11 protein-coding genes and 1 pseudogene are annotated in these 24,454 nt (G+C 36.6%); 4 read left to right on the top strand and 8 right to left on the bottom strand.

Annotated features, from left to right (window positions below):
• Window positions 1-148: 148 nt before the first annotated feature.
• From ACFIJW_RS06195 to gyrB, 5 genes are all read right to left on the bottom strand, one after another.
• On the bottom strand, window positions 149-868 hold the full coding sequence (locus ACFIJW_RS06195; protein ID WP_375633662.1) for a sulfate transporter family protein: 720 nt from the start codon (window positions 866-868) through the stop codon (window positions 149-151).
• A 1,888-nt stretch (window positions 869-2,756) separates the two neighbouring features.
• Window positions 2,757-4,178: a bifunctional phosphopantothenoylcysteine decarboxylase/phosphopantothenate--cysteine ligase CoaBC gene (coaBC, locus tag ACFIJW_RS06200; protein ID WP_375633663.1), complete on the bottom strand. Its 1,422-nt coding sequence runs from the start codon at window positions 4,176-4,178 to the stop codon at window positions 2,757-2,759.
• 68 nt (window positions 4,179-4,246) lie between these two features.
• The gene (gene ubiB, locus ACFIJW_RS06205; protein WP_375633664.1) at window positions 4,247-5,833 is read right to left on the bottom strand and encodes a 2-polyprenylphenol 6-hydroxylase; all 1,587 of its coding nucleotides are present in this window, start codon (window positions 5,831-5,833) and stop codon (window positions 4,247-4,249) included.
• Between the two features lie 2 nt (window positions 5,834-5,835).
• Complete coding sequence (gene ubiE, locus ACFIJW_RS06210; RefSeq protein ID WP_375617479.1) at window positions 5,836-6,618, bottom strand: bifunctional demethylmenaquinone methyltransferase/2-methoxy-6-polyprenyl-1,4-benzoquinol methylase UbiE; 783 nt, start codon at window positions 6,616-6,618, stop codon at window positions 5,836-5,838.
• Between the two features lie 118 nt (window positions 6,619-6,736).
• On the bottom strand, window positions 6,737-9,169 hold the full coding sequence (gene gyrB / locus ACFIJW_RS06215) for a DNA topoisomerase (ATP-hydrolyzing) subunit B (RefSeq protein WP_375617480.1): 2,433 nt from the start codon (window positions 9,167-9,169) through the stop codon (window positions 6,737-6,739).
• A gap of 1,257 nt (window positions 9,170-10,426) precedes the next feature.
• On the opposite strand from gyrB, the gene ACFIJW_RS06220 reads away from it, so the two are divergent.
• Complete coding sequence (locus ACFIJW_RS06220) at window positions 10,427-11,332, top strand: transporter substrate-binding domain-containing protein (RefSeq protein WP_375633665.1); 906 nt, start codon at window positions 10,427-10,429, stop codon at window positions 11,330-11,332.
• Window positions 11,333-11,343: 11 nt separating this feature from the next.
• Here ACFIJW_RS06220 and ACFIJW_RS06225 read toward each other — a convergent pair whose 3' ends face one another.
• The gene (locus tag ACFIJW_RS06225; RefSeq protein ID WP_375633666.1) at window positions 11,344-12,876 is read right to left on the bottom strand and encodes a YifB family Mg chelatase-like AAA ATPase; all 1,533 of its coding nucleotides are present in this window, start codon (window positions 12,874-12,876) and stop codon (window positions 11,344-11,346) included.
• 408 nt (window positions 12,877-13,284) lie between these two features.
• Between ACFIJW_RS06225 and ACFIJW_RS06230 the strand changes: the two genes are divergently transcribed.
• The 3 genes and pseudogenes from ACFIJW_RS06230 to ACFIJW_RS06240 all read left to right on the top strand — a co-directional run.
• Window positions 13,285-15,249 (top strand): autotransporter assembly complex family protein, encoded by a 1,965-nt coding sequence (locus tag ACFIJW_RS06230; RefSeq protein ID WP_375633667.1) that lies wholly within the window; start codon window positions 13,285-13,287, stop codon window positions 15,247-15,249.
• Window positions 15,249-19,907 carry a translocation/assembly module TamB domain-containing protein gene (locus ACFIJW_RS06235; RefSeq protein WP_375633668.1) on the top strand — a complete coding sequence of 1,553 codons (4,659 nt, stop codon included), beginning with the start codon at window positions 15,249-15,251 and terminating at the stop codon, window positions 19,905-19,907. Before ACFIJW_RS06230 ends, ACFIJW_RS06235 begins: the two co-directional genes overlap by 1 nt.
• 455 nt (window positions 19,908-20,362) lie before the next feature.
• Window positions 20,363-20,640: pseudogene (locus ACFIJW_RS06240) on the top strand (Arm DNA-binding domain-containing protein); the annotation flags it as partial.
• Between the two features lie 1,239 nt (window positions 20,641-21,879).
• On the opposite strand, the gene ACFIJW_RS06245 reads toward ACFIJW_RS06240, so the two are convergent.
• Together ACFIJW_RS06245 and ACFIJW_RS06250 are read right to left on the bottom strand one after the other, a co-directional pair.
• The gene (locus tag ACFIJW_RS06245) at window positions 21,880-22,017 is read right to left on the bottom strand and encodes a hypothetical protein (protein WP_375620869.1); all 138 of its coding nucleotides are present in this window, start codon (window positions 22,015-22,017) and stop codon (window positions 21,880-21,882) included.
• Between the two features lie 151 nt (window positions 22,018-22,168).
• Complete coding sequence (locus ACFIJW_RS06250; protein WP_375620868.1) at window positions 22,169-23,935, bottom strand: ABC transporter ATP-binding protein; 1,767 nt, start codon at window positions 23,933-23,935, stop codon at window positions 22,169-22,171.
• Window positions 23,936-24,454: the final 519 nt, after the last annotated feature.

Genomic DNA, 24,454 nt, shown 5'->3' on the forward strand with positions numbered 1-24,454 from the left:
TCATAATATTTAGGTTTTTCACTCATGTTGTGAAACGATAAGTTATCATTATAAATCAATATATTGCTTTAATAAAAGATAAAGCATAAAATTTTATATTATGTTTTCTTTGGCTGGCAAGTTTTATTAACCTTAAAGTCAAGGAACACTATTTTTGTGTAATGCGTGCCATGGTCTTTTGGGAAAGCATTTTGTGTAAATATGTCATAAAGGCAGCTGCAAAAAGCGGTGTTGCTAAATTAAGAATTGGAATCGAAACAAAAAGCGCTATCAATAATCCTGCGCCAAAAACCGTTGTGTAATGAGTATGTAAAAAAGCACGGGCATCTTGTTCTGTTCGAAAACGGTAAGCCGCAAACAAGAAATATTCATGACCGAGCAAATAACCATTAATAAGATAAAAAGCAATTAAATTAATACCTGGTATGAAGAATAAAATAAAAGCAATTCCATTACCAAGAAGGCTTAAAATAACAAATTTAAAGGAAATGATAAGAGAACGCTGAAACGGCAAAGCTTGTCCAATAGGCTCGTTTGGGTAATCCTCTTTTTCAATGATTTCAGCAGCAGAGTCAATGAAAAAACCACCAATCATAGCTGAGATCGGTGCAATCAAAAAAGCCAACAAAAGAGCCAAACCAAGATTAAAAATGATAAGCATGCTAAAACCAATCCATCCCGCCCAACTAGGGAGTCCAGGAAGAAATTGAGCAATCCAGGGCCAAAAGTAAGACACAAAAAGTTGGTGCACACATAACCATAAAATGGTGAGAATGAAAAAAGTAACCCCCAATGCTTTCAGTATCATAATACGATATTGCGAGGTCATAAGACGTTGTAAAGCACGATAAGCAGCAGTAAAAATCATAGATTAATAAACTAAGGAAAGAAGCAAAAAAAACAAGAAATATATTTAAAGTATGTACAGTGTAATTTTTTCTTTCTTTGAATTACAAGATTTTTTTCAAGAACATTATAAAAAACGGTTAAGGTTTCTTTGTTAAAAATAAAGTTTGAATAAATAGAAATTTTGATTTTTAAAAACAAAGAAGAATTTAAAAAGTAGCTGTTGTAGAAGAAATTTTTAGTATTTTTGTACATAGTGTAGATTATTGCGTTTATATGATATATGTAAAAAATTAAGGAATAAGAACTATTTGGGAGAAAAGTTGTTTACTTCTATTTATTCAGTAGAGTTATCTAACTTCGTTTATCTAAGTGCTTAATTGTTTTACACAATTCCTAAAATTCTGTACTTTTCTACTATTTGGCGGCATGCTTTTGCCCCTCGCTTTCAAAAAAATATTGAGTTCAATGGAATAGGGGTAACGTAGTAGCTCCGTAGATATTCTAATTTTGGGCAACAGAATGATTAATATGATAGAAGTGGAAAAAATAAGCTTAGGCGATTGACCGTCCGATCCCATAGAAGAGCAGTTTTTTGAGGAAGCAAAGAAAGGGAGAAACCACGGATGCTTAAAAATGATGAGATTTTGAATTTTAAAAGCTATAAGTGCAATGAAGTAAGCATTCATTGAAGCACTTTTCATACAAGTGGTGCACTGTATCAAATAATTTTTAGATAATAACACCACTAATTTATCGAAGAGAATTGATCATTTTCAACTTGAATAAGAATCCCAAATATAGAAATATTCTTTAATTTCAAAGACTCTATTCAACATCAAAAAATTATTTACGTACACATTATAGGCGAGACCAATGTATGGATACAAAGCTTTCAATAAAGGAATAAAAATGCTTCTCATGAAACATCACAATGTGAGGATATCATGGATAAAATTCTAGTTTTTGTGGTCTTGGTATTCTGGAGAGAGGACACATACATTTAATTTTAAAGACCGATCACTGAGAAAAATAATAAAGGCTTCAGTTTCATAAACTTATAGACAGTGGTGCAGTGAATTTTGTCTACACTCTTTATAAGCGTCAGTGTGAGATATGCTTCAAATTGCATTGAGATGTTATAATATCATTGATTTATACATTATTTTTCATAGCGAATAAGAGCTCAAAATAAAGTTTTCATATTTTCTCATTAGCTGCTCTCATCATGAAACAATCAAAATCATTTATTTGCATATCATAAATATGACCGATATGTGGATAAAAACATTGAAGAAAGAAAATGCTTTTTATAAATTTTATCCATTACAAGAGCTTTGTCAAAATTGATGGTAGCCAAAGTGAATGATAGCTTGTTTTTTTTATAAGCTGGCGAGACAGTGGTGCAATAGATCCTACTTTTATGAAGGCTAGGGTGAGATAGGATTTTTTAAAAAAACATTTCCCAACGCTCATCACACCCATTTCGCAACAGCGTTTGTGAATGGTATATGGGTAAAGCTCTCGTGAATAATATAAAACTTATAGGGCATCACTAACTTTACGCTTAATAAAAAGAGCACGCTGGCACCATCATTCTCAGTGTTTGTCCGAGACAAGCCCTTGGTTCTTGAGACGGTCCATTATAAGCGCTTTTAGTTCTTTCTGAAACGTTTTGTATTCATACAGTTATCCTTGTTTACAACGTGCAAGAAAATGATTTTTATTGATTCAACATGAGAGAGATTGGGAATGAGAGAATCTTATGATATTTGGGATTCTAATTTAATATGAACAATGCGATATTATCATTATAAACCAGAAATATTATATACTAATTGAGATGGATAGACACCTATTGTCAGTTCTATTTTATAAGGTGTTTTAATATCAACGCGTTTGAAGAGTTCTTATTTGCAAAGGGGTATATTTTCCTCATGAGGAGTAGGTGTTTTGGGGGCAAAAAATGATACAATCACGTTTGCTAATTTTTGCGCTACGTGTTGTTTACTCATATGGGGCCATTGTTCAACTTTTTTTCTACTTACGAGATAAACTTGATTTGTATCAGCGCCCATGACACTTGTACCATCTAGTTGAAGAGAAATATCATTAGCAAGAATGAAATCAGCTCCTTTTTCAACACATTTTTTTTGTGCATTGGCAATGATATCACATGTTTCAGCAGCAAAACCAATGACCAATGAGGGGCGGTTTGGAGCGTGTCCAATCGTTGCTAAAATGTCAGGATTTTCAACCATATGAAGGGATGGTGGTATTTTATGAGCATTCTTTTTAATTTTGTGTAAAGACTGCGTTTGACTGCGCCAGTCACAAACAGCGGCAACAAAGATAGCACCATCAGCAGGCAATGCGGTTTGAACGGCTTGTAACATCTGTTGTGCTGTTTCAACATGAATGGTTTTTACTTCTTGTGGGTCTGCGAGATTAACAGGTCCACAAATAAGTGTTACTTTTGCACCCAAATGTGCAAGAGCGGTTGCGATGGCATGACCTTGTTTACCTGAAGACCGATTAGCAATATAACGCACTGGATCAATTGGTTCATGGGTAGAGCCAGAGGTAACGATGAAATGGCGGTCAGAGAGAGGTTTTTCATGCACATTCAAAAGATTCTCTATGGTAGCGACAATAGTTAAAGGTTCGCTCATGCGTCCATATCCCATCTCGTCACGTTCAGCCATATTTCCGATTTCTGGTCCGATGATATGAACGCCATCTGCGCGCAATTGTGCAACATTGCGAATAGTGGCTGGATGCGTCCACATGGACGGATTCATAGCGGGTGCAATCAAGAGTGGACAGCGTGCCGCTAAAAGAATGCAATTAGCCAGATCATCTCCTATGCCATTGGCTATTTTTGCAATACGGTTGGCTGTAGCAGGAGCTAAAATAATCAGGTCAGCATCACGTGCTAATCGGATATGTCCGATATCGTGTTCTTCTTCGCGTGAAAATAAATCAGTATATACAGTACCACCGCTTAAAGCTTCAGCGACTAAAGGCGTAATAAATTTTTGCGCTGCTTTTGTCATCACAACTTTTAAATGTGCTCCACGTTCTTGTAAACGGCGAATCAAATCAAGTGCTTTATAGGATGCAATACTTCCACCAATAATAAGAAGGAGAGATTTTGATTTCAATGATTGCATTTCAACAGCGCTAGCATGAAGGGGTTGTGTGGTGAGAAGAGAGGGATTGCTTAAAAGGCGCCGGACTTCTTCTTCCATAGAAATACCATTTTGCGCGGCGCGTATGCGCAAAGCTTCTTTGGTTTCAGGAGACAGGTTACGAATGGTAATACTGGCCATAAAATACCTCCAAGAAATAAAATGATTGCAATGATTTCATTGTTGATATTTTTAGCATATTAAGGAGATTAGAAAAGATGAAAAAAGTAAAAAGTAAGACAAGCGCAACAAAGTGCAATGATGAAAAGACTATAACGACCATAACGGTTTCTGTGACTTTGTTCTACAGCAAGTTGTTTGAGGGTAGCATGAGAAAGATTAAAACCTGTTTTTCTCATTTGATTAAAATCTTCTTCTATTTGTTGGAAATTTTGAACCAATTGTGGTGTTTTGCGTGCCAGCGAAAGGAGAGCTTGTGCTCCTTCACTAAAGTCTTTTGCAACGCCTACGGGTCCTAAATTTTTACTAATCCATTCTTTGACAATGGGTTCAGAAGCTTTCCACATATTAAAAGTGGGGTCTAATGTGCGGGCAACACCTTCCACGACAACCATCGTTTTTTGCAGCAATAAAAGTTCAGGTCGCGTTTGCATGTCAAATAATTCAGTGACTTCAAACAATAAAGTGAGCAATTTAGCCATGGAAATGCTTTGTGCTGATTGTCCGTGAATTGGTTCGCCAATAGCGCGGTTGGCTTGCGCAAAGCTTTCAATATTATGGTGTGAAGGAACATAGCCTGCCTCAAAATGGGCACGTGCAACTCGATGGTAATCGCGGGTAATAAAGCCGTAAAGAATTTCAGCAAGGAAATGCTTTTCTTTTTTTCCAAGCCGTCCTGTAATACCTAGATCAACAGCGACAATACATCCTTTTTCATCTACAAATAAATTACCAGGATGCATATCGGCGTGAAAAAAACCATCACGCAGTGTATGACGAAGAAAAGATTGAATAAGCGTAATAGCAAGCGCCTTCAAATCAAATCCTGCTTCTTTGAGTTTGGAAGTTTCGGATATTCTTATACCATCAATCCATTCCATTGTAAGAACATTACGTCCTGTCCGTTCCCAGTCAATACGTGGAACCCGAAAGCCTGTATCATGTTGAATATTTTCAGCCATTTCAGATATAGCTGCTGCTTCTAAGCGTAAATCCATTTCAAGTCGTGTTATTTGTGCTAAAGTATCCACCACACAAACAGGACGAAGCCTTCGAGAGGCAGGGATATAGCGCTCTTGCAAATGAGCAATGAGATAGAATCCTCTAAGATCTTTAGAAAAACGTGCTCTGATATTGGGACGAATAACTTTTACAGCACATTTTTTCTTATGGCCAGTTTCATCACTGTATTCAGCTGGATGAACTTGAGCAATAGAAGCGGCGGCAATGGGGGGATAAAAATTTACGAATAAATCATCAATAGAGCGACCAAGAGAACTTTCAATTTGAGCAATAGCGGCGGTGCAAGAAAATGTTTGGACACGATCTTGTAGTTGTGACAAATCTTCCGCAATATCACGGCCGACAATATCAGGCCTTGTTGCAAGAAATTGACCAAGTTTTATGTAAGAGGGTCCAAGCTTATTAATGGCATATGAAATATTTTCAGATCGCTGTTTCTTTTTTGTTTTGCGTCGTGCTAATGCACTCGCTATACGATGACATAGCGCTGGAAATCCTTGAAGATCATCATGAGGAAGAGCACTTAAAACACCTTCACGTGTTAAAACCCATCCTGCACGCATCAATTGAAAGTAAGGGGAAATTTGCACCATTTTTAAATTTTCCAACCTGAATGCAGCGCTGCAATCGCACCGGTGAGATTGCGGTACGATACCCGCGAAAACCCCGCATGCTTGATCATATGGGAAAAATCATCTTGCTTAGGAAATTTGCGGATAGATTCAACCAAATAACGATAAGCATCGCCATCATTTGCGATAAATTGACCCAGCTTAGGGATAGCATGGAAAGACCAAAGATCATAAATTTTATCGAGCCAAGGCATCTCGACATTTGAAAATTCTAAACATAAGAAACGTCCACCGGGCTTTAAAACACGAAAAGCTTCTCTAAGAGCTTGATCAATATGAGGAACATTGCGAATTCCAAAAGCAATCGTGTAAGCGTCAAAGCTTCGATCTTCAAAAGGTAGATTTTCTGCATTGGCTTCAACAAAATCAATCAGAGGGGCAAGACCATTTTTTTGTGCGCGTTTTTTGCCAACGCTGAGCATTGAGCCATTAATATCAAGCACCGTAGCATGGGCTTTTTGGCGTGAAGCATTAAGAATACGAAAAGCAATATCACCTGTACCGCCAGCGACATCAAGAACTTTCCAATGAGAAAGTGCTGGTGGGGAAAGCCAAGCAATCATGGAATTTTTCCACACACGGTGTAGCCCTAAGGATAAGATATCATTCATCTTGTCATAATTTTCAGCAACAGAATGAAACACACCATCCACCATGAATTGTTTTTGTGTTTCATCTACTCTTGTAAAACCAAAAGAGTGCTCCATGCCACCCTTGGTTCCTACACGTTCTGTTTCAATTGCCATGTATATGATCTTCCTTATTTTTCTTTTATCGTAAATGAAATAGAGAGGGAATGTTCAACTACGAAAAAACAACGTATAAAACTACGACGTTTACACAGCCAAAAACAGAAGAGTACCTTTAGATATCAAGATTGGCAACGCTTAAGGCATTGTCTTGAATAAAAATACGTCTAGGTTCAACTTCATCACCCATGAGACGAGAAAAGAGTGAATCTGCATCGGTTGCATCATTAATTTTTACTTGTAAAAGAGAACGTGCATTGGGATCAAGCGTTGTTTCCCAAAGTTGTTCAGCATTCATTTCCCCAAGACCTTTATAACGTTGAAGAGTAACACCTTTTTTACCGTTTGTAAAAATGCTCTCTAAAAGGCTCATAGGACCAAAAATACGCTCTGTTTTATCTTTGCGACGTAAAAGAACAGGAGGATGATATATGTCGATAAAATTTTGGGAAATGCGATCAATTTGGCGTGCGTCAGTTGAATTTATAAGTCCCACATCAAGCGTAACAACATCTTTAACACCACGCAAAATACGCTCAAAACATAAACTTCCATCTGCTGTATATTGTCCACTCCAACCTTGTTCCATATCATCAGCAATCAGATTAAGGCGGTGTGCTGTAGTATCTGCTATTTTTTGCGCTTTTTCTTGTGTTGCAAAGACTTCAAGATTAAAAGCGCCAGCAATTGCTGCTTGTTCAACAATATTACGGTCATAACGGGTATGAAGACCATTTAAAAGTTGACGTAATATACGAGCATCTTTAGCGAGTTGATACAAATCAGCCCCTGCACGAACTTCTCCCGTTGAAAGCTCAAGCGTTGTTTCTTCTAATCCAGTATCGATCAAGAATTCTTCAAACGCTGCTTCATTTTTAATATATTGGGAAGATTTTCCACGCGACACTTTATAAAGAGGAGGCTGAGCAATATAAAGATGTCCACGTTCAATCAACTCGGGCATTTGTCTAAAAAAGAAAGTGAGCAGCAGAGTACGAATATGGGCTCCATCAACGTCCGCATCTGTCATGATAATAATCTTATGATAACGTAATTTATCCGGTGAAAATTCATCTTTACCGATAGACGTTCCAAGAGCTGTAATAAGTGTTCCAATCATATCAGATGAGAGCATGCGGTCGAAACGTGCTCGTTCAACATTGAGGATTTTTCCACGAAGGGGTAAAATTGCTTGATTTTGACGTGAGCGCCCACTTTTTGCTGAACCGCCAGCCGAATCCCCCTCGACAATAAAGATTTCTGATTTTGCGGGATCTCGTTCTTGGCAATCGGCAAGCTTTCCTGGTAGAGAAGTGATATCAAGCGCCCCTTTTCGTCTTGTGAGTTCACGTGCTTTGCGTGCTGCTTCACGTGCTGTTGCAGCTTCTACCACTTTACTAATGAGAAGTTTTGCTTCATGAGGATGTTCTTCCAGCCATATTGAAAGACCTTCATTGACCAAACTTTCAACAATAGGGCGCACTTCAGAAGAGACTAACTTATCCTTTGTTTGTGAAGAAAATTTTGGATCAGGAACTTTGACAGAAAGAATAGCTGTTAATCCTTCACGGCAGTCATCACCGGTTAAGTTCACTTTTTCTTTTTTAGCAATACCTGAAGATTCAGCATAGCCATTAATTTGGCGTGTAAGGGCACTTCTAAAACCTATCAAATGCGTTCCACCGTCACGCTGAGGGATATTATTGGTAAAACACAAGACCTTCTCATGATAGGAATCATTCCACCACAGGGCAACATCAACGCTCATACCATCCTTTTCACTTGCAATATAAATAGGAGTATCAAGCAGAGCTTTTTTTGATTGGTCAATATATTTCACAAACTCTATTAATCCACCTTCATAATGCAATTCAACGGATTTAATATCAGCATGACGCTCGTCAACAAGAAGAATATAAACCCCAGAATTTAGAAAGGCTAATTCCCGTAAGCGGCGCTCCAAAATTTCAAAATCAAACTCAACCATAGTAAAGGTTTCAGAGCTTGGTAAAAATCTAATTTCTGTTCCACTTTCTTGATCGCAATCGCCAACAACTTTTAATGGAGCATCAGCTACCCCGTGGGTAAATGATATTTCATGAATTTTACCATTGCGTTTGATTTGCAATTTAAGCCAAACGGATAATGCATTCACAACAGAGACGCCAACACCGTGTAATCCGCCTGAAACTTTATAAGAGTTTTGATCAAACTTTCCGCCGGCATGAAGCTGTGTCATAATAACTTCAGCTGCAGAAATACCTTCTGTTGGATGGATATCTGTCGGAATTCCACGTCCATTATCACGAACAGAACAAGAACCATCAGCATGGAGTGTGACGTTTACAAGAGTTGCATGACCGGCTAAAGCTTCATCGATAGCATTGTCTACAACTTCATAGACCATATGATGTAACCCCGATCCATCATCAGTATCACCGATATACATACCAGGACGTTTGCGTACAGCATCAAGACCTTTGAGAACTTTGATAGAAGCGGCATCATAGTTATTGCTTTGTGCTGGTGAGGTTATTTCATCACTCATAAGTTAGTCCATTCCTGTGTTCAATTTACAATATTTTATCCGCTTTTTTTAAAGCTCAATGTTCTGATCAGTTATTTATGGAATAACCACATTAAATATTTACCGTATATCAGATCTAGATTCAATATCTGTCGATATATAATGGAGAGAATGATAAAATGATAGTGTACTGTTATGCTGTAAAACACTAGGGCGGTGATATAAGGCGAATAAACACTTATGACTTATACAAAAAGCTGTTTCATAAACGATGCTATTTACTTTGTTTATTTTTGCATATACGTTCTGTTTCAGAATTAGTTATGCATTTTGTGTTACACTAATAAAGGTCTCACTTGTTTTATCCATAAATCAATTTTTCAATCCTAATTCTACCATATATTTAAAACAAAGGTTGCGAGCTCTCTAAGCAGTTCAAACTTTTGTATGTTAGATTGAGGCGAAAATATTATGTATATTGGTTTGTGTCATCTTTAAAATGTGAAAAAAGCTTTATTTGAGGAAAATATAAATGCGTAAATGTAAAAACATGTTTCCACGATCATCTTTATATTCAACTTTACAATTTAAAAAAAACGTCTTACGGTGATGTTTTTGAATAAGGAGGGTAATGACGCATTATCTTACGCTTTTGTTTCTTGTATTCTCGTGAGGTTGCATCGCTCATTCAAAACAAAACGCCATTGTACTGTTTATTCACGCACTTTTTTAAGGAGCATCTCTCAATGTTCCCAAACTCATTTTACAACGATATTTGAATAGTATAACGCAAAATACCCTGTGAATACTACAAGATTTATGTCCCCCATCTTTCCCATCGTGACAATAAAGTGCAAATCAGAATCATCATTTTATTTTTCAGCTCTTAAATGTTGGTGCAACCTTAATGTTGAGAAAACCCTCGGCATTTGAGGGGTGTTTTTACTCTTTTCTTCAATAGTATCTATATACTTCCCAGGTTGTGATACGCAAGGAAATGGTCTTAATATTTTAAGGTACGCGGGATATTTTGATAAAATAAAGTGTACCACTAAAGTATATACAGCTTATTTCTTATATTAAAAAATTAAATCGCTTTTCTCTAAAATTACTTTTTATATATTCATTTTGGAAAATTAACATCAGAAATCTAAGCATTTTCAATGGTTTCAAAAATAGCAAGAATTTTATTTATTAAACGCCAGATATTTTGGTGAAGTGCGTTAGATAATAGTTAAGAAGTGTTGCATCTTAGTTTTGAAAAATGGGGGAGAGATTTTGAAAATAAAAAAATCTATATATGTGAAACATCTTCAATTGCGTTTACAGTACTTTTTATTCAATAATCCATACAATATTTTTATTCGTATTTTATTTGTAGCAGGGGGGATTCTATTTTCCTCTTACGCAGAAGCTGAAAGGCTGCCTTCTTTTTTTGATTCGCATGAACATTTGGTACAACCTGATACAACGGATATCTTTCGTTTGCGTTTTGTAACAAGTTTTGATTTTCCTCCTTTTAATTTTATTGATCAATCGGGGTATCTTGCAGGTTATAATATCGATTTATTGCGCGCTATTTGCTCAAAATTAAAATTAGAGAAGCTTTGTGAAATAGAAGTGATTCCTTGGAAAGAGCTTGTAGAACATGTTAAAAATGGTGGTGCAGAAGTCATTATTGCGGGTTTAAAAGAAACAAGTAAAACCCAGCAAGATCTTGTTTTTACAAAGTCATATTTGCGCTTTCCAGCGCGATTTGTTGCTTCTCGACGTTTAAATCTCGATGAGCCAATAAGCGATCAATTGATACATTTAACCAGTGGTGTTTTGTCTAAAAGTGTTCACGAAAAACTCTTTCAACATTATTTTCCTAAAGCCAAATGGCAAGGGTTTAAAAAGAGAGAAGAGCTCTATAAAGCATTACAAGAGCGTAAAATTGACCTTATTTTTGATGATGGATTTGCTTTATCATTATGGTTCAAAAAACAAAAATCTGTTGATTGCTGCCATTTTGTTGGGGGGGCATATATGGCGCCACAGTTATTGGGGCAAGGAATGCAGCTTGCTGTTGCAAAAAAGAATGAAAAATTGGTTGATATACTCAATTATGCGCTGAAATCTCTAGAAGAGGATGGTAAACTTACAGAACTTTATTTGCGTTATTTTCCAATAAGTTTTTATTGATGAGTAGTTTTTTAATTAAGGGCTGTTAATCTTTCTGCGCCTAGTCGATAGGAAATAGCTTCTGCGAGATGATAGCGTGAAAGAGTATCTGATCCGTCAAGATCAGCAATTGTGCGTGCAACTTTGAGAATGCGATGATAAGCGCGTGCAGAGAGGTGCATTTTTTCACTCACATCTCGTAAGAGTATGGTCGCACTTTTATCAGGAATGGCAATCTGTTCTATAATTTTGGCAGGGCAATCGCCATTGGTACGAATATGATCAAACCCCATTGTTGAAAAACGTTTAGCTTGAATGGTACGGCACCGTGCGACGCGTTTGGCAACGTCACAGCTTTTTTCTGATTGTTCTGGTTGCATAAGGTCCATAGCCGTCAAAGCAGGGACATCAATCCGTAAATCAATTCGGTCAAGCAGAGGACCAGAAATACGGGACTGATAATCGATTTGACAGCGTATCCCTTTAGGGCAAACATGGTCTTTTTCGCCTGCCATACCACAACGGCAAGGATTCATTGCGGCAATAAGTTGGAAGCGAGCAGGATAGCTAATATGGTGATTAGCGCGGGCGATAACTGACACCCCACTTTCTAAAGGTTGACGAAGAGAATCAAGAACCTGTGGAGAAAATTCAGGCAATTCATCAAGGAATAACACACCATTATGAGCAAGGGAGATCTCTCCTGGTCGTCCTTTAAGCCCTCCACCAATCATTGCGGCCATGGAAGCAGAATGATGTGGGGAACGAAAGGGGCAATGAAGTGAAATGGTATTATGAACCGTTTCTCCTGTAATAGAAGCAATCAGAGAGACATCTAAAAGCTCACGGCTATCAAGAGGTGGCAAAATGGAAGGTAAGCGTTGCGCTAGCATAGATTTTCCAGCACCAGGGGGACCTACAAACAAAAGGTTATGGCGTCCAGCAGCACAAACTTCTAAGGCACGTTTGGCTGTTTTTTGTCCTTTGATTTCGCAAAGATCTGGAAGTCCAGTTTCGATAGTATATTGGCGCGGTTGTGGACGTTTTTGAATTTGGGTTCCTTTGAAATGGTTGACTATAGTGAGCAGAGTCTCTGGGGCAAGAATATTTATTTCTGCATTTGCCCATGCTGCTTCAGGTCCACATTGGAAGGGACAAATCAGTCCTTTATCGAGTGATAAAGCTGTCATGGCAGCTGGTAAAACACCATTAACAGCGGTAAGTGAACCATCCAGTGATAATTCTCCTAAAATGATATAGTCTTGAGCTACTTCGGGAGGGAGGATTCCCATAGCAAGCATTAAGCCTACAGCGATTGGCAAATCATAATGCGATCCCTCTTTAGGCAAATCAGCTGGTGCAAGATTAATCGTAATTCGTTTAGTAGGCATAGAAAGTCCACAAGCGTGGAGGGCTGCTTGTACACGTTCACGGCTTTCTGCAACTGCCTTATCAGCTAATCCAACAATAGCCATTCCTATTTTACCAGACGAAATCATAACCTGTACATCGACAGGTACTGCTTCTAGACCGCGAAAAGCAACAGTTGTAATACGTGCGATCATTTATTTATTTTCCCCCTTTAGACTTGGTAGAGACAATCATATCTATTTATAAAAATCAAGAAGCATCTCTATAGCTTTTTTTATAGAGAGAACTATATACGTGGGCAGTTTTTTAGCATTCCCATGGAAAGTCATTTGTACAAATTTAACCATGATGATATGGGACGCAATAAAACATTTATAATAAGCTAAATAAATATGTTAAGAAAAAAAGAATGAGGCTGTTCGTGTTATACAACAGTGCAGAATTTTATGAAAATATAAGGGGAGGATAACGTTATGTATCGCAGAGTGTTATTTGATGTGATAAAACGTGTAAAATGTGCAAAGTAATTATATTTACCTTTCTTATTTTTATATTATTTAAAGCGTAGTAGATGCAAAGTGTATTATAAGGTATCTGATTTTATGGTATACCAGACAAGAATTTTGTTAAAATCAGGGACTGTGCGCTGTGTATTTATAGGCTTGTGTTTTGCTTTTTCTTTTCCACAGCCACTTGCTGCATTTGATTTTTTCGGCATCCCTCTTTTTGGTCAAAAGAAAACAAATTCTTCTTCACATTATGCCAAAAGTACAGAGAAATTTTATAAAGTTGATGTTGTTGCACCGCCAGGTGCACCATTAGAAGGTATAAAAATAGTTAAATCTGTTTCTTCTCTTGTTGCTGATAAAGAGAAAGCATCCGCCAGTTCTTCTGGTTTGCTCGCCAAGGCGCGTTCAGATTATCGAGCAATTCTTTCTGCTCTTTATGCTGATGGACGCTATGGTGGTGTTATTAGTATTAAAATTAATGGCTTAGAAGTCGCTGATTTAAGTCCGGTAACTCAACTTCCAGCACGGTCTAATATTGTTATTACAATTAATGCTGGTCCACAATATGTTTTTAGTATTGCAAATATTGATAAAGTAGCTCCGTTTGAAAAACGTAAAGCGCATAAAATGCCCACAATTGAAGAATTGGGCTATAAAGTTGGGGCTATTGCTAAATCTGAAACCATTTTGAAAGCAGAAAAATGGGCGATAGAAGGATGGCGGCAACAAGGTTATGCTAAAGCTAAAATTATGAAGAGTGAGGTCGTGGCTGACCATGCTGCGTTGCGTGTTGAAGGACGGATTGTTGTTGCTCCTGGACAAAAGGCTTATTATGGTCCTTTAAGTGTGCGTAATATAAGTAAGAAACCACGTGTAGATTCAGCTTATATCGCGTGGATGACCGGATTGAAACCAGGGCAGATATACGATTCTGATGCGTTAGCTAAGGCAAATGAACGTCTTGCGCGCCTTGGTGTTTTTCGTGCTATCAATATACGTGAGGCTGATACTATTAATCTAGATGGTAGTTTACCGCTTGCACTTGTTGTACAAGAACGTAAACCGCGTCGTTTTGGTGTAGGCGGTAGCTATTCAACTTTAGACGGTGCTGGTTTTGAGACTTATTGGATGCATAACAATCTTTTTGGTCATGCAGAGACTCTTAAAATTGAAACAAAAATAAGTGGTGTTGGTAGCAATAAAAAGCAATCATATAATTTTAAAAATTTTGATTATCTTTTCGGTGGCACATTTATAAAGCCCGGTGTACTCACGCCAGATACAGATTTCAGGTCAGAATTAAAAATACAACAAGATGTTTTAGAAAATTATACGACAAAAGCCATCAAAGGAAAATTAGGTATTACGCATATTTTTAATGGTAATCTATCGGGACAGGCTGCTGTAGAAGTTTCAAATGGTTATTCACGCGATATCTATTTTGGGAGCCGTAATTTTACAACAATCGGTTTCCCTAGCGGTTTGATTTACGATAGTCGTAATAATAAGTTTAATGCAACAAAAGGTTTATATGGTGAAGTTTTCATTGAGCCTTTTTATGAGATGCGTTTTAGCAACTTTGTTGCAAAAGTAACAGCAGAAGGTCGTTCTTATTGGGCGTTGGATGAAGGGGATCGTTTTGTTGTTGCTGCGCGGGCAAAGCTTGGTACAATTCTTGGGAATGATACAGCACAAGTACCCGCAAATACGCTTTTTTTTGCTGGTGGTGGGGGCTCTGTTCGTGGTTATGCTTACCGTAATATTGGTATCAAAACAGAAAATGATGGGGTTGTTGGTGGACGGGCGCTTATTGAGGGGTCAGCAGAATTGCGTGTTTCTTTAAATGATAAAATAGGGTTTGTCAGTTTTCTTGATGGAGGTTTAGTAGGGGAAAAGACGAATTTTGATTTTTCTCAAAAAATTAAATGGGGAGCCGGTATAGGAGGTCGTTATATGACGGGTCTTGGTCCTTTACGCGTTGATTTAGCCTTTCCTTTAAAGAGAGAGAAGGGTGACCCTCGCATTGGTTTTTATGTGGGTATAGGGCAAGCATTTTAATGAAAAAAGGTGTACGTTTATCAGCTTTCTTCTTTGTATTTTTGTTTTTTTGGGTGGGTGGTTTTGTTTTTGCGCAAAGAGGAGACATTCTTCCCTCTAGCGAAATGAAAACAGATGATCGCTCATGGTTTGTTTCTTTAATTGAACGAAAGCTTTCAGCACCTAATCGTCAAGTTCGTTTACACAATATGCAAGGGACACTGTCTTCTCAAACATCAATTGATACTATTACTGTCAGTGATAAAAAAGGGGTTTGGCTTAAAATTACCAATGCTAAAATGGATTGGAATCGTCTAGCGTTGCTGAGAGGGCGGATGGATATTAACCAGCTTTCGGCAGAACAGGTTACATTTTTACGCAAACCGCAAGGCAATTCTTCTTTTGTTTCTTCCCTTGAGACGGGTAAGTTCTCTTTACCAAAATTGCCGCTTGCTCTTTCTATCAATACGCTTACAGCTCAACATGTGACATTTGAACAGAATCTTTTTGGTTTTTCTGCTGATATGTCCTTAAAAGGCAATTTCACCTTGGCTGGTGGTAATTTTGATGTCGATATAGCGGCGCATCGTTTAGATGCACCGGGTTCTTTTTCTGTTCTCACCAAGATATCTGATAGTAATCGTACAGCTCAAATTGATATTTCTGCTAACGAACCACAAAACGGTATTTTGGCGAATATTTTTAACATTGAACAACGTCCAGCATTAAGTCTCGTCGTGAAAGGTGATGGTACTTTTGATGATTTGGTTATCAAACTTTCTTTAGAGTCCGATCATCATTCTATTTTAGATGGTAATGTTATTCTTGCAAGTGTTCCAGAAGGACAGAGTTTTTCTACGAAATTAGAGGGAACACTGAGCCCTTTAATACCTGTTCAATATCGTAATCTCTTCGAATCTGATATAACATTAAAAGCAAAGGCAAGAAGAACAAAAGAAGGTGTGACACACCTTGATCAGATGGTTATTCAGAACAAAGCAATGAATGTTATAGCCAATGCTGAAATAACCGCCGATGGATTCTTGCGACGGCTTTTTGTTGATGGCAAAATGGCTCTTGATAACGAAAAGGAGTCTGTTCATTTACCTATATCAGAAGTGCCAAAACATGCGAATACTCTTGCTTTGAACATTGACTATGGTCGCGAAGGTCAACAATCTTGGAATGGGCGGTTGGTTGTAAATCATTTAAGCAATAAAAATATTTATATTCGCGATGCAATTTTTGATATGGGAGGAGTAAGCGAAAATCTTGATAATGCAGCTTCTCGTCATGTTGGTGTTCAGGTTAAAGGGACGCTTCAAGGGGTTAAAAAGATTAAGGGAGCGTTAGTAGAAAATTTAAGCCAAGCGGTTCATGTGCATTTAGATACGGATATTGTTTCGAACAAACCAATTTTGATTCATGATCTGAGTGTTACGGCTCAGGGTTTTTCTTCTTGGTTAAAAGGGACAATGGAGAATTTTGTTTTTAAAGGCGATCTCGGTTTAAAAGCTCAAACATTAACTCCTTTGGAAGTGTTCAGTAAACAATCACTTTCTGGTAGTGCAGATATTAAAGCCAAAGGAACGATCAATTTATTGAGTGGCATTTTTGATCTCCAATTATCAGGAATGGCTGACGATATGAAAATAGGCGTGCAGTCTTTTGATCGTTTATTCAAAGGAAATACTACTCTTTCAGGTGGCGCTGCTCGAAATACGAAGGGCTTCACTTTACGTCATTTTAATTTGAAAAATCAATATACAAACATAAAGGCTAATGGTTATTTTTCAGATGAAAGCGCTAAAATGGATCTATCTGCTCAAATATCTGATTTGTCCAAATTAGACTCAAAGATAAGTGGTGCACTTACAATTCAAAGTACGGCGAGAGGGCGCAATAGCCATATAAAACTAAATACACGTGCCCATATTTCTGAAGCATTAATTGTAGGGAAGAAACTTCAAAACACAACATTTAACATAGATGCATTTGTAGATAATACAGCACCAGTTACTGCTTTAACGGGGGTGGTAAAGGGTGAAGGAATTTTTGCTAAGAAACCTTTGCATTTATCGGCCTCTTTTGAAGATTCTCATAAAATTCGAAAACTTGAAAATATTGATATTAGAGGGGGAAGTGCAAAAATAACGGGTGATCTTTCTCAACAACTTGGCGGTTTTTTGAAAGGAGCGCTGCATATTGATGCCGATGATATTTCCGTACTTTCAGCGTTATTTTTGCAGGATGGTAGTGGAAAAGTAAAAGGAGATTTTATTTTTGATGAACAAAATGGCAGACAAAAAACCAATGTGAAGGCGCATGTTAACCATTTGAATTTTTCCAAGAATAAAATAAAAAAATTGGCAATAGATGCTGACATATTCGATCCTTTTGGCATGACTCAGTTTGAAGGAGTTATCAATGCAGAACATATTCAAACACCTTTGGTAATGGTCAATCGTTTAAATGCTCACGCCGATAGGAATAATGGACAAACGGTTTTTACTGTCCAAGCGATGTTGCATGATACTCTCAATGCAAGGCTTTCTGGTCGTTTAATGGTTGAGAAACTTCCAGAAAGTATAAAACGAGAAGTGCAAATTGAAGCTGTGGACTTAAAACAACACACTTTTCATGCAACATTGCCGAAGCCATCTATAATTTCTTTTGATAAAGATGGAATGACAATCAATGAATTAGGAATTGCAATAAATGGGGGCAACATCATCTTAGCAGGAAATATTCAAGATACCCTGAATTTACAACTTACAATGAATGCCCTTCCTGCTACTTTAGTTAATTTGTGGAAATCCGATCTTGGAGCAGCAGGGAGTGTAACAGGGCAGGTTATGATTCGTGGTCATTTAAAAAAAACTGATATAACTTACGATATAAAAGGTGAGGGACTGACAACCGTTGCTTTTCAAGATAAAAAAATTATGCCTTTTTCTTTTTCTGCTACGGGAAACACTGTAGATCAAAATCTTACTTTGAATGCAAATTTAACAGGAGAAGGAGTACAAGCACAAGCTCAGGGGCGTGTATCTCTAGAGAAAAATGCGCTTGATCTTCATATTAATTTGCAAAATTTATCTGCACGTTTGGCGAATGGTTTTATTGCAGGACAAGCGCTTGATGGGACAGTAATAGGTAAAGTTGATATTGATGGAACAATGAAGGATCCATCTGCTCATTTTGAGCTTTCTAGTCAAAATTTAACCGCTATGACGCATAAAGGACCGATGTCAATCAATATAAATGCTCGTGGTTCTTATAAAAAATCGACATTTCATATTGAAAATATGATAGCTACTGGAGATAAAGGATTAGATCTTTCCATCCATGGGCCTTTATCTCTTAATGGTTCAGAGGCAAAATTAAACGTTAAAGGGATAATGCCTCTTGATTTTGTTAATCTCTTATTAGCTAAGCGTGGTGCACATATAACGGGTACAGCAAGAATTGATACAGCTCTTAATGGGTCATTATCAAAGCCACAATTGATAGGAAATATTTCTATAGGCGACGGTAGCTTTTTTGATTCACAAACAAATGTAGGATTGAATAATATAACGATTGAAGGCAAATTGAAAGGTGATCATATCCTTATAGAAAAAGCTTCAGCTTCTTCGTTTGAGGGGGGAGGAATTTCTGCTTCAGGTCGTATCTCTAATGGTCTAGAGACAGATTTGATATTTCATCTTGATAATGCCAATTATAATGATGGTTCTATGATTCTGGCAACATTATCAGGTGAGATGACAATGACAGGTCATTTTTTAAATAGTCTTGTTCTTGGTGGTGATATCATCGTTGAAAAAGCTGAAGTTTTTGTTCCTGATCATTTTAAAAGTGCCAAGTTTCTTGATGTTAGAAATAAGAATTTAACTAAATCGATTCAAACAACACTTGAACGTGCTGATGTTAAGAACACGAACAAAAGCAAAAGCCGTATAGTTACACAAGAATCTTCATCTGTCGTGCTATCAAATATGCGTATTACAGCACGCAATCAATTTTTTGTACGCGGAAAAGGCTTAGATGCTGAACTGGGAGGACGCATTAATCTAGCAGGTCCATTGAATGATGTGCATCCAGTTGGTGAATTTAGAATGATTCGTGGACGTTTTGATATCCTGTCGCAACGTCTTAATTTTGATCAAGGACAAGCGAGTTTTAGTGGTAATCTTAATCCTACGGTTTATTTTGTAACCAACAATAACAGTGGTGATATTCGCGTCACTGTAACTGTAAGTGGGACGGTTGATAATCTTGATATTAATTTTTCATCACAACCAAATTTGCCTCAGGATGAGATTTTGGCGCGTTTGATTTTTAATCGCTCTCTTAATGAATTATCACCATTTCAGATTGCTCAACTTGCAGCAGCAGCGGCTGATCTTGCAGGTAGTTCTAATACATCTTTGTTGAATACTTTACGAACTAAAATTGGACTTGATGATCTTGATGTTATCGTTAATGAGAAGGGGAATACAGGCTTACGTATTGGACGCTACATACACAATAATATTTATTTGGGCTTTGAAGCAGGGTCTGATGGAACGACGAAAGGGACAATTAATTTAGATATTTCGCGTCATCTCAAAGCTAAAGGTGCCATAGGAAATGAACAAAATTCTAGTATAGGTCTCTTTTATGAAAGAGATTATTAAAGATTGAATTTAAAAAAACAATTTCTTCGTTTTTTGTCTCTCATTTCTAAATCTGAGGAAGAAGAGATAGACTAGAAATCCTATAAAAGAAGAAGCTTTTTGTTGAGGCGTGAAGAGATATATCTGAAATATTCGATTTTTTGTTTATGCTATTCTCTAAAGGGAAAAAATCTTCACGAAAGATAGTATGTTATTTTGCTGCTATATATTTATTTTAGAGAAATACCTTACCTTGTTTTCAAGCCCATATCGTGCTGTTGCCTAAAGAATGGAGTGTGTGCAATATATTGATTTATAAAGATAATTTATTGTTATTCAACTTGAATTAGAACTTTGAATATTATATGATTCTCTCATTACTAATCTCTTTCGTATTGAATCAATCAAAACCATTCGGCTTGCATGCTACAAGCGGAGAATTCTGTGTGGATAAAACTATTAAGAAATGACTAAAAATGCCTCTTATGAATCATCTCGAGAACTAAGAGCTGTCGCAACATTAGGGACTGGCAGAATAGTGTGAATGGTGCCGGCTTGTTACTCCATAAGCGTAAAGATAGGGCAGCTTAATGGATTTATCATTATACAATTCACGGACGTTATCGCGAAATGGGCTTGGGGAAGACTTTGAGAGAGATTTCTTTAAAACAAGCACGTGAATTTGCAACACAATGGCATTCTGTTTTTATGTGAAGGACATGATTCCATTAAAGAACGTGATAAACAAAAGCGTTAAGCGGAGAATTCATAAGACATCGATTTTATTGTCAAACGCATTTAAAGCAATATTTTTTAATAATAAAAATTACCTATTATTTTAGATTTTTGTTTATTGTGTCTTGAATGAGATCACTTTTCTTATAACGAATAGCTCCGCGAACAGAATACTCCAAAATATAACATTATTGTATTGCAAGTTTATGTACTTGTTTTAAAGCAACATTTCTCAGTGTGCGCTTGAGTCTATTTCATAAGATTGCTTGTGAAATGGTATAAAGTACCTCTTATGAATGGTATAAAATCCACACTACCGTTATTAATAAAGGTATAAGTATTTACTAAAGCTATAAGCCGGCATTATCATTCTATTTTTCAGCTTCTCATGTTGCTGACAATCTTTTCACTTGAAAGTGTAGAGGTATTTTTATTGCTTATCTTAAGAGTTTTTATGCATATACCAATATCTCTTATGACGTACAACAAGCGCTTTTGATTGATTCATCATAAATATAAAGAAAATTTGCAATAAGCAAATTACATCTTATCTTTTGTTTAAGATGTAAAATAACAAATTATGATTATAAATCAAAGTATTAAAATGTATATTAAAAGATATTTTTGTAAAAATATTTATCAGAGTTATATGTCGTATTTTTCTATTTTAGCGGTTAAAAGAAAGAGGAATGTCATTTTGCTTTTCATCTGTTTTTTTGCATATTGAAATTATAGCCTTATATAAGCACTAACGTTGTGCATTTATAAACTCTTCAAGCAGTTAAAGTATTGGAGGAATATCATTTTAGTTTCTAAATGTAGAAAAAACAGCAAAGCTTGCTTTAAAGCAAGCTACAACAGTAAAAAAGTTTTATAATAAAACCTCTCTTATTTTTTCAATGTTTTTCTTTTAAACGGAGTGTATCTATAATTTGCAACACAATTTATAATTGTTAGCTTATTCTGTTGTACCATAAAAGACCGACATTTGAGGTGTGGTGATATAAGGTATGTAAGCCTTTTTGACACAGTATTCTGAAAGCACGTGGTGAATATTTAGGGTAAGCCTTGTATAAGTGAATCACATAAGTTGTTATCAAGTGGAATGAGCTCAATAAAAATCTAGATTGTTTACAGATCAGATTGGGTAGAGTCTTTGTCCTTTAAAAGTTGTGTGGAGAAAAAAATTATCAGTGCAGGGATAAACACGGATAAAGGTTGTATTGATCCAGATTCATTATCATCCGCGATAATTTTTTCAAACCTTGATGCTCTCTCTTTCAGGATTCACAACACTTATGAATGTTTCAACACTTATTTGAGGAAGGGAAGGGGTTTTTGAAATTTCATGGTTAAAGTCAATTGCATTCAACAAAATAGCGAGTAAAGTTTTCATTTAAATCCAAGAAGTTTATTTTCAATAAACCATAAATTCTTCGCAAACTTTGATTAAAGTAATGCTTTTTCTTGGTAACAAGTCTTTTTTATAAATGGAGCATTACCTTCTATCCATTTTTTATTTCAAATTTTATTTAAGGATCTAGAAATTAGGAGGTATGTTTTTTGAACTGGATATTATGAAGTTTTTTATAAAACCCATGTTCTTTTGCTAGCAATTCTTTTTGAGTACCTTGTTCAATTAGTTGTCCATTTTGTATGACCACAATTTTATGAGCACGAGCAATCGTTGAAAGGCGATGAGCAATAATGATCGTTGTGCGTCCTTTAGTAAGGTGATGAATAGCTTCATTAATTTGTGCTTCGGTGTGTGAATCGAGCGCACTCGTTGCTTCATCAAGAATCAGAATTTCACTATCGTGAATCATTGCTCTAGCGATAGCGAGTCGTTGTTTTTGCCCCCCTGAAAGATTACAGCCATTATCACCTATCTGTGTATCATAACCATTTGGCAAACTCATAATAAAGTCATGAGCATTTGCTGCTTTTGCTGCTTCGATAATTTCGTCATCACTAGCTCCTTCTTTTCCAAGTCCGATATTATATTTAACAGTTCCTTGAAAGAGAAAAGTATCCTGTCCTACATAGGCCATCAGGTTTCTCAGAGAGCGAAATGTTGTGTAGCGAATGTCTTGATCATTAATCAATATGCGTCCTTTTGTGGGGTCATAGAGGCGCATAATAAGGTTGATAAGGGTTGATTTTCCCGAACCGGATGGTCCCACCAATGCTGTCATTTTTCCGGCTTCTATTTCTAGGTTGATGTCTTTCAATATCATTTTGTTATTAGTGTATGCAAAAGAAACATGTTCGAAACGAATAGTTCCTTGCGTTTTATTCAGATCTTTAGCTTCTTTATGTTCTACAACTGTAAGGGGACAATCGAGTATTTCAAACATCGTACGGATATTGACCAAGCCAGATTCAATTTTAACACGTACATTTGCTAGTCTTTTTGCGGGTTCATAAGCTAAAAGTAAAGCAACAATAAAGGACATAAATTCACCTTGAACACCTGCGCGTTGGGTTGCAAGATAACCGGAAAAACAAATAATACCTGCAATGGCAACACCCGTGAGTGTTTCCATAATTGGATTGGTAATAGCTTCGAGTGTTGCAATACTGTTTGTTTGTTTTTCAACATCACAAATGGCTTTGTCCATCCGTTTTTTCATGACTTCTTCTAGTGAAAAGGCCTTGATGATTCGAATACCAACAGCCGTTTCCTGTACGATTTTGATAATTTCACCAAGTGAAAGGAGCTCTTTTTCCATCAAGCTGCGAACGCGTTTTAAAGCCATTCGAACGCCTAAAAAAGCTAGTGGTCCTACGATTAAAGTAATGGAGATTAACACAAAGTTTTGAATGAACATGACAAGCAACAGACCACTAACGGAAAGCAAATCACGTACAAAAGTTGTGATAATAGTATCAATTATATTACGTACGGCTGTCGCATTATGAGTTACACGAACAAGAAGATCAGATGAAGTGTTATTATGATAAAAAGAGACTCCTTGTTCCATAAGTCGTGCAAAAATTTTACGCTGTTGTTCAGCAATGATACTATTGCCTGCTTTGTTTAGAAAGTAAGTTTGGAAAAAAGTTGCAACTCCTTTGAGAATAAAGATAAAAGCAATGAAGCTAGAAATCAAAACAATCATAGGAAAATTTTGTGCATCAATAATCTGATTAACAACATCCCGCATAATCCATGCACTGGTTGCTGTGGTACAAGAAATGATGATCATTGAGAAGATAGCCGCACTATACCAACGCATATGTTTACGAAAATTTTCTCGCAAAAGGCGGATAATAAGATGTTTGTCAAAAGAGGAAATTTGTTTTTTAGCCATGAAGAGCTTCTATATTCTCTCATTATTTTATGCAAGATTGAAACACTCTTAATTAAGAAGCCCCTTAATCTTTTTTACAAAAATAGCTTTTTCTTTCAAGGTTCATCACATCAATTTCACGATGGTGAGAGTGAAGAATGTAGTGCAAAGTTTCTGTGAAAGGTATAACGAAAATTCGTTGTTCATCATTATTTTTAGTTTTCAATAAAAGGTACCGGCAAGTTTCACTATTGTATTTACCAATTTCCATATTGTGATAGTCTTTGGCACTTGAAATAGTTCACAAAAAACATTTCTGCTTTTTTGATAATTTTTATGTATCATCTCCATTTGTGATGTGTAAGCAAACAATTTTGCCGCATTGCATGATACAGAGAGCTTGAAATAAGAAGACCTTACGATGTTTGAGTTTTCTCATTTAATATGCAAAATAATGAATTCTTCTTATAAATCGATCAAGCATTATTAAACTCTTAAAAGGATTTATACACATTTATAAAACCTTAAAAGCACCACAAA

This window comes from Bartonella sp. MM97QHHN, assembly GCF_042194285.1.
Taxonomy (GTDB): Bacteria; Pseudomonadota; Alphaproteobacteria; order Rhizobiales; family Rhizobiaceae; genus Bartonella.

Excerpts from the sequence above, each read along its gene's own strand:
- coaBC (WP_375633663.1), bottom strand. The coding sequence starts at position 4,178 with ATGGCCAGTATTACCATTCGTAACCTGTCTCCTGAAACCAAAGAAGCT.
- ubiB (WP_375633664.1), bottom strand. The coding sequence starts at position 5,833 with ATGGTGCAAATTTCCCCTTACTTTCAATTGATGCGTGCAGGATGGGTT.
- ACFIJW_RS06225 (WP_375633666.1), bottom strand. The coding sequence starts at position 12,876 with ATGATCGCACGTATTACAACTGTTGCTTTTCGCGGTCTAGAAGCAGTA.
- ACFIJW_RS06245 (WP_375620869.1), bottom strand. The coding sequence starts at position 22,017 with ATGAAAACTTTACTCGCTATTTTGTTGAATGCAATTGACTTTAACCAT.
- gyrB (WP_375617480.1), bottom strand. The coding sequence starts at position 9,169 with ATGAGTGATGAAATAACCTCACCAGCACAAAGCAATAACTATGATGCC.
- ACFIJW_RS06235 (WP_375633668.1), top strand. The coding sequence starts at position 15,249 with ATGAAAAAAGGTGTACGTTTATCAGCTTTCTTCTTTGTATTTTTGTTT.
- ACFIJW_RS06230 (WP_375633667.1), top strand. The coding sequence starts at position 13,285 with ATGGTATACCAGACAAGAATTTTGTTAAAATCAGGGACTGTGCGCTGT.
- ubiE (WP_375617479.1), bottom strand. The coding sequence starts at position 6,618 with ATGGCAATTGAAACAGAACGTGTAGGAACCAAGGGTGGCATGGAGCAC.
- ACFIJW_RS06250 (WP_375620868.1), bottom strand. The coding sequence starts at position 23,935 with ATGGCTAAAAAACAAATTTCCTCTTTTGACAAACATCTTATTATCCGC.
- ACFIJW_RS06195 (WP_375633662.1), bottom strand. The coding sequence starts at position 868 with ATGATTTTTACTGCTGCTTATCGTGCTTTACAACGTCTTATGACCTCG.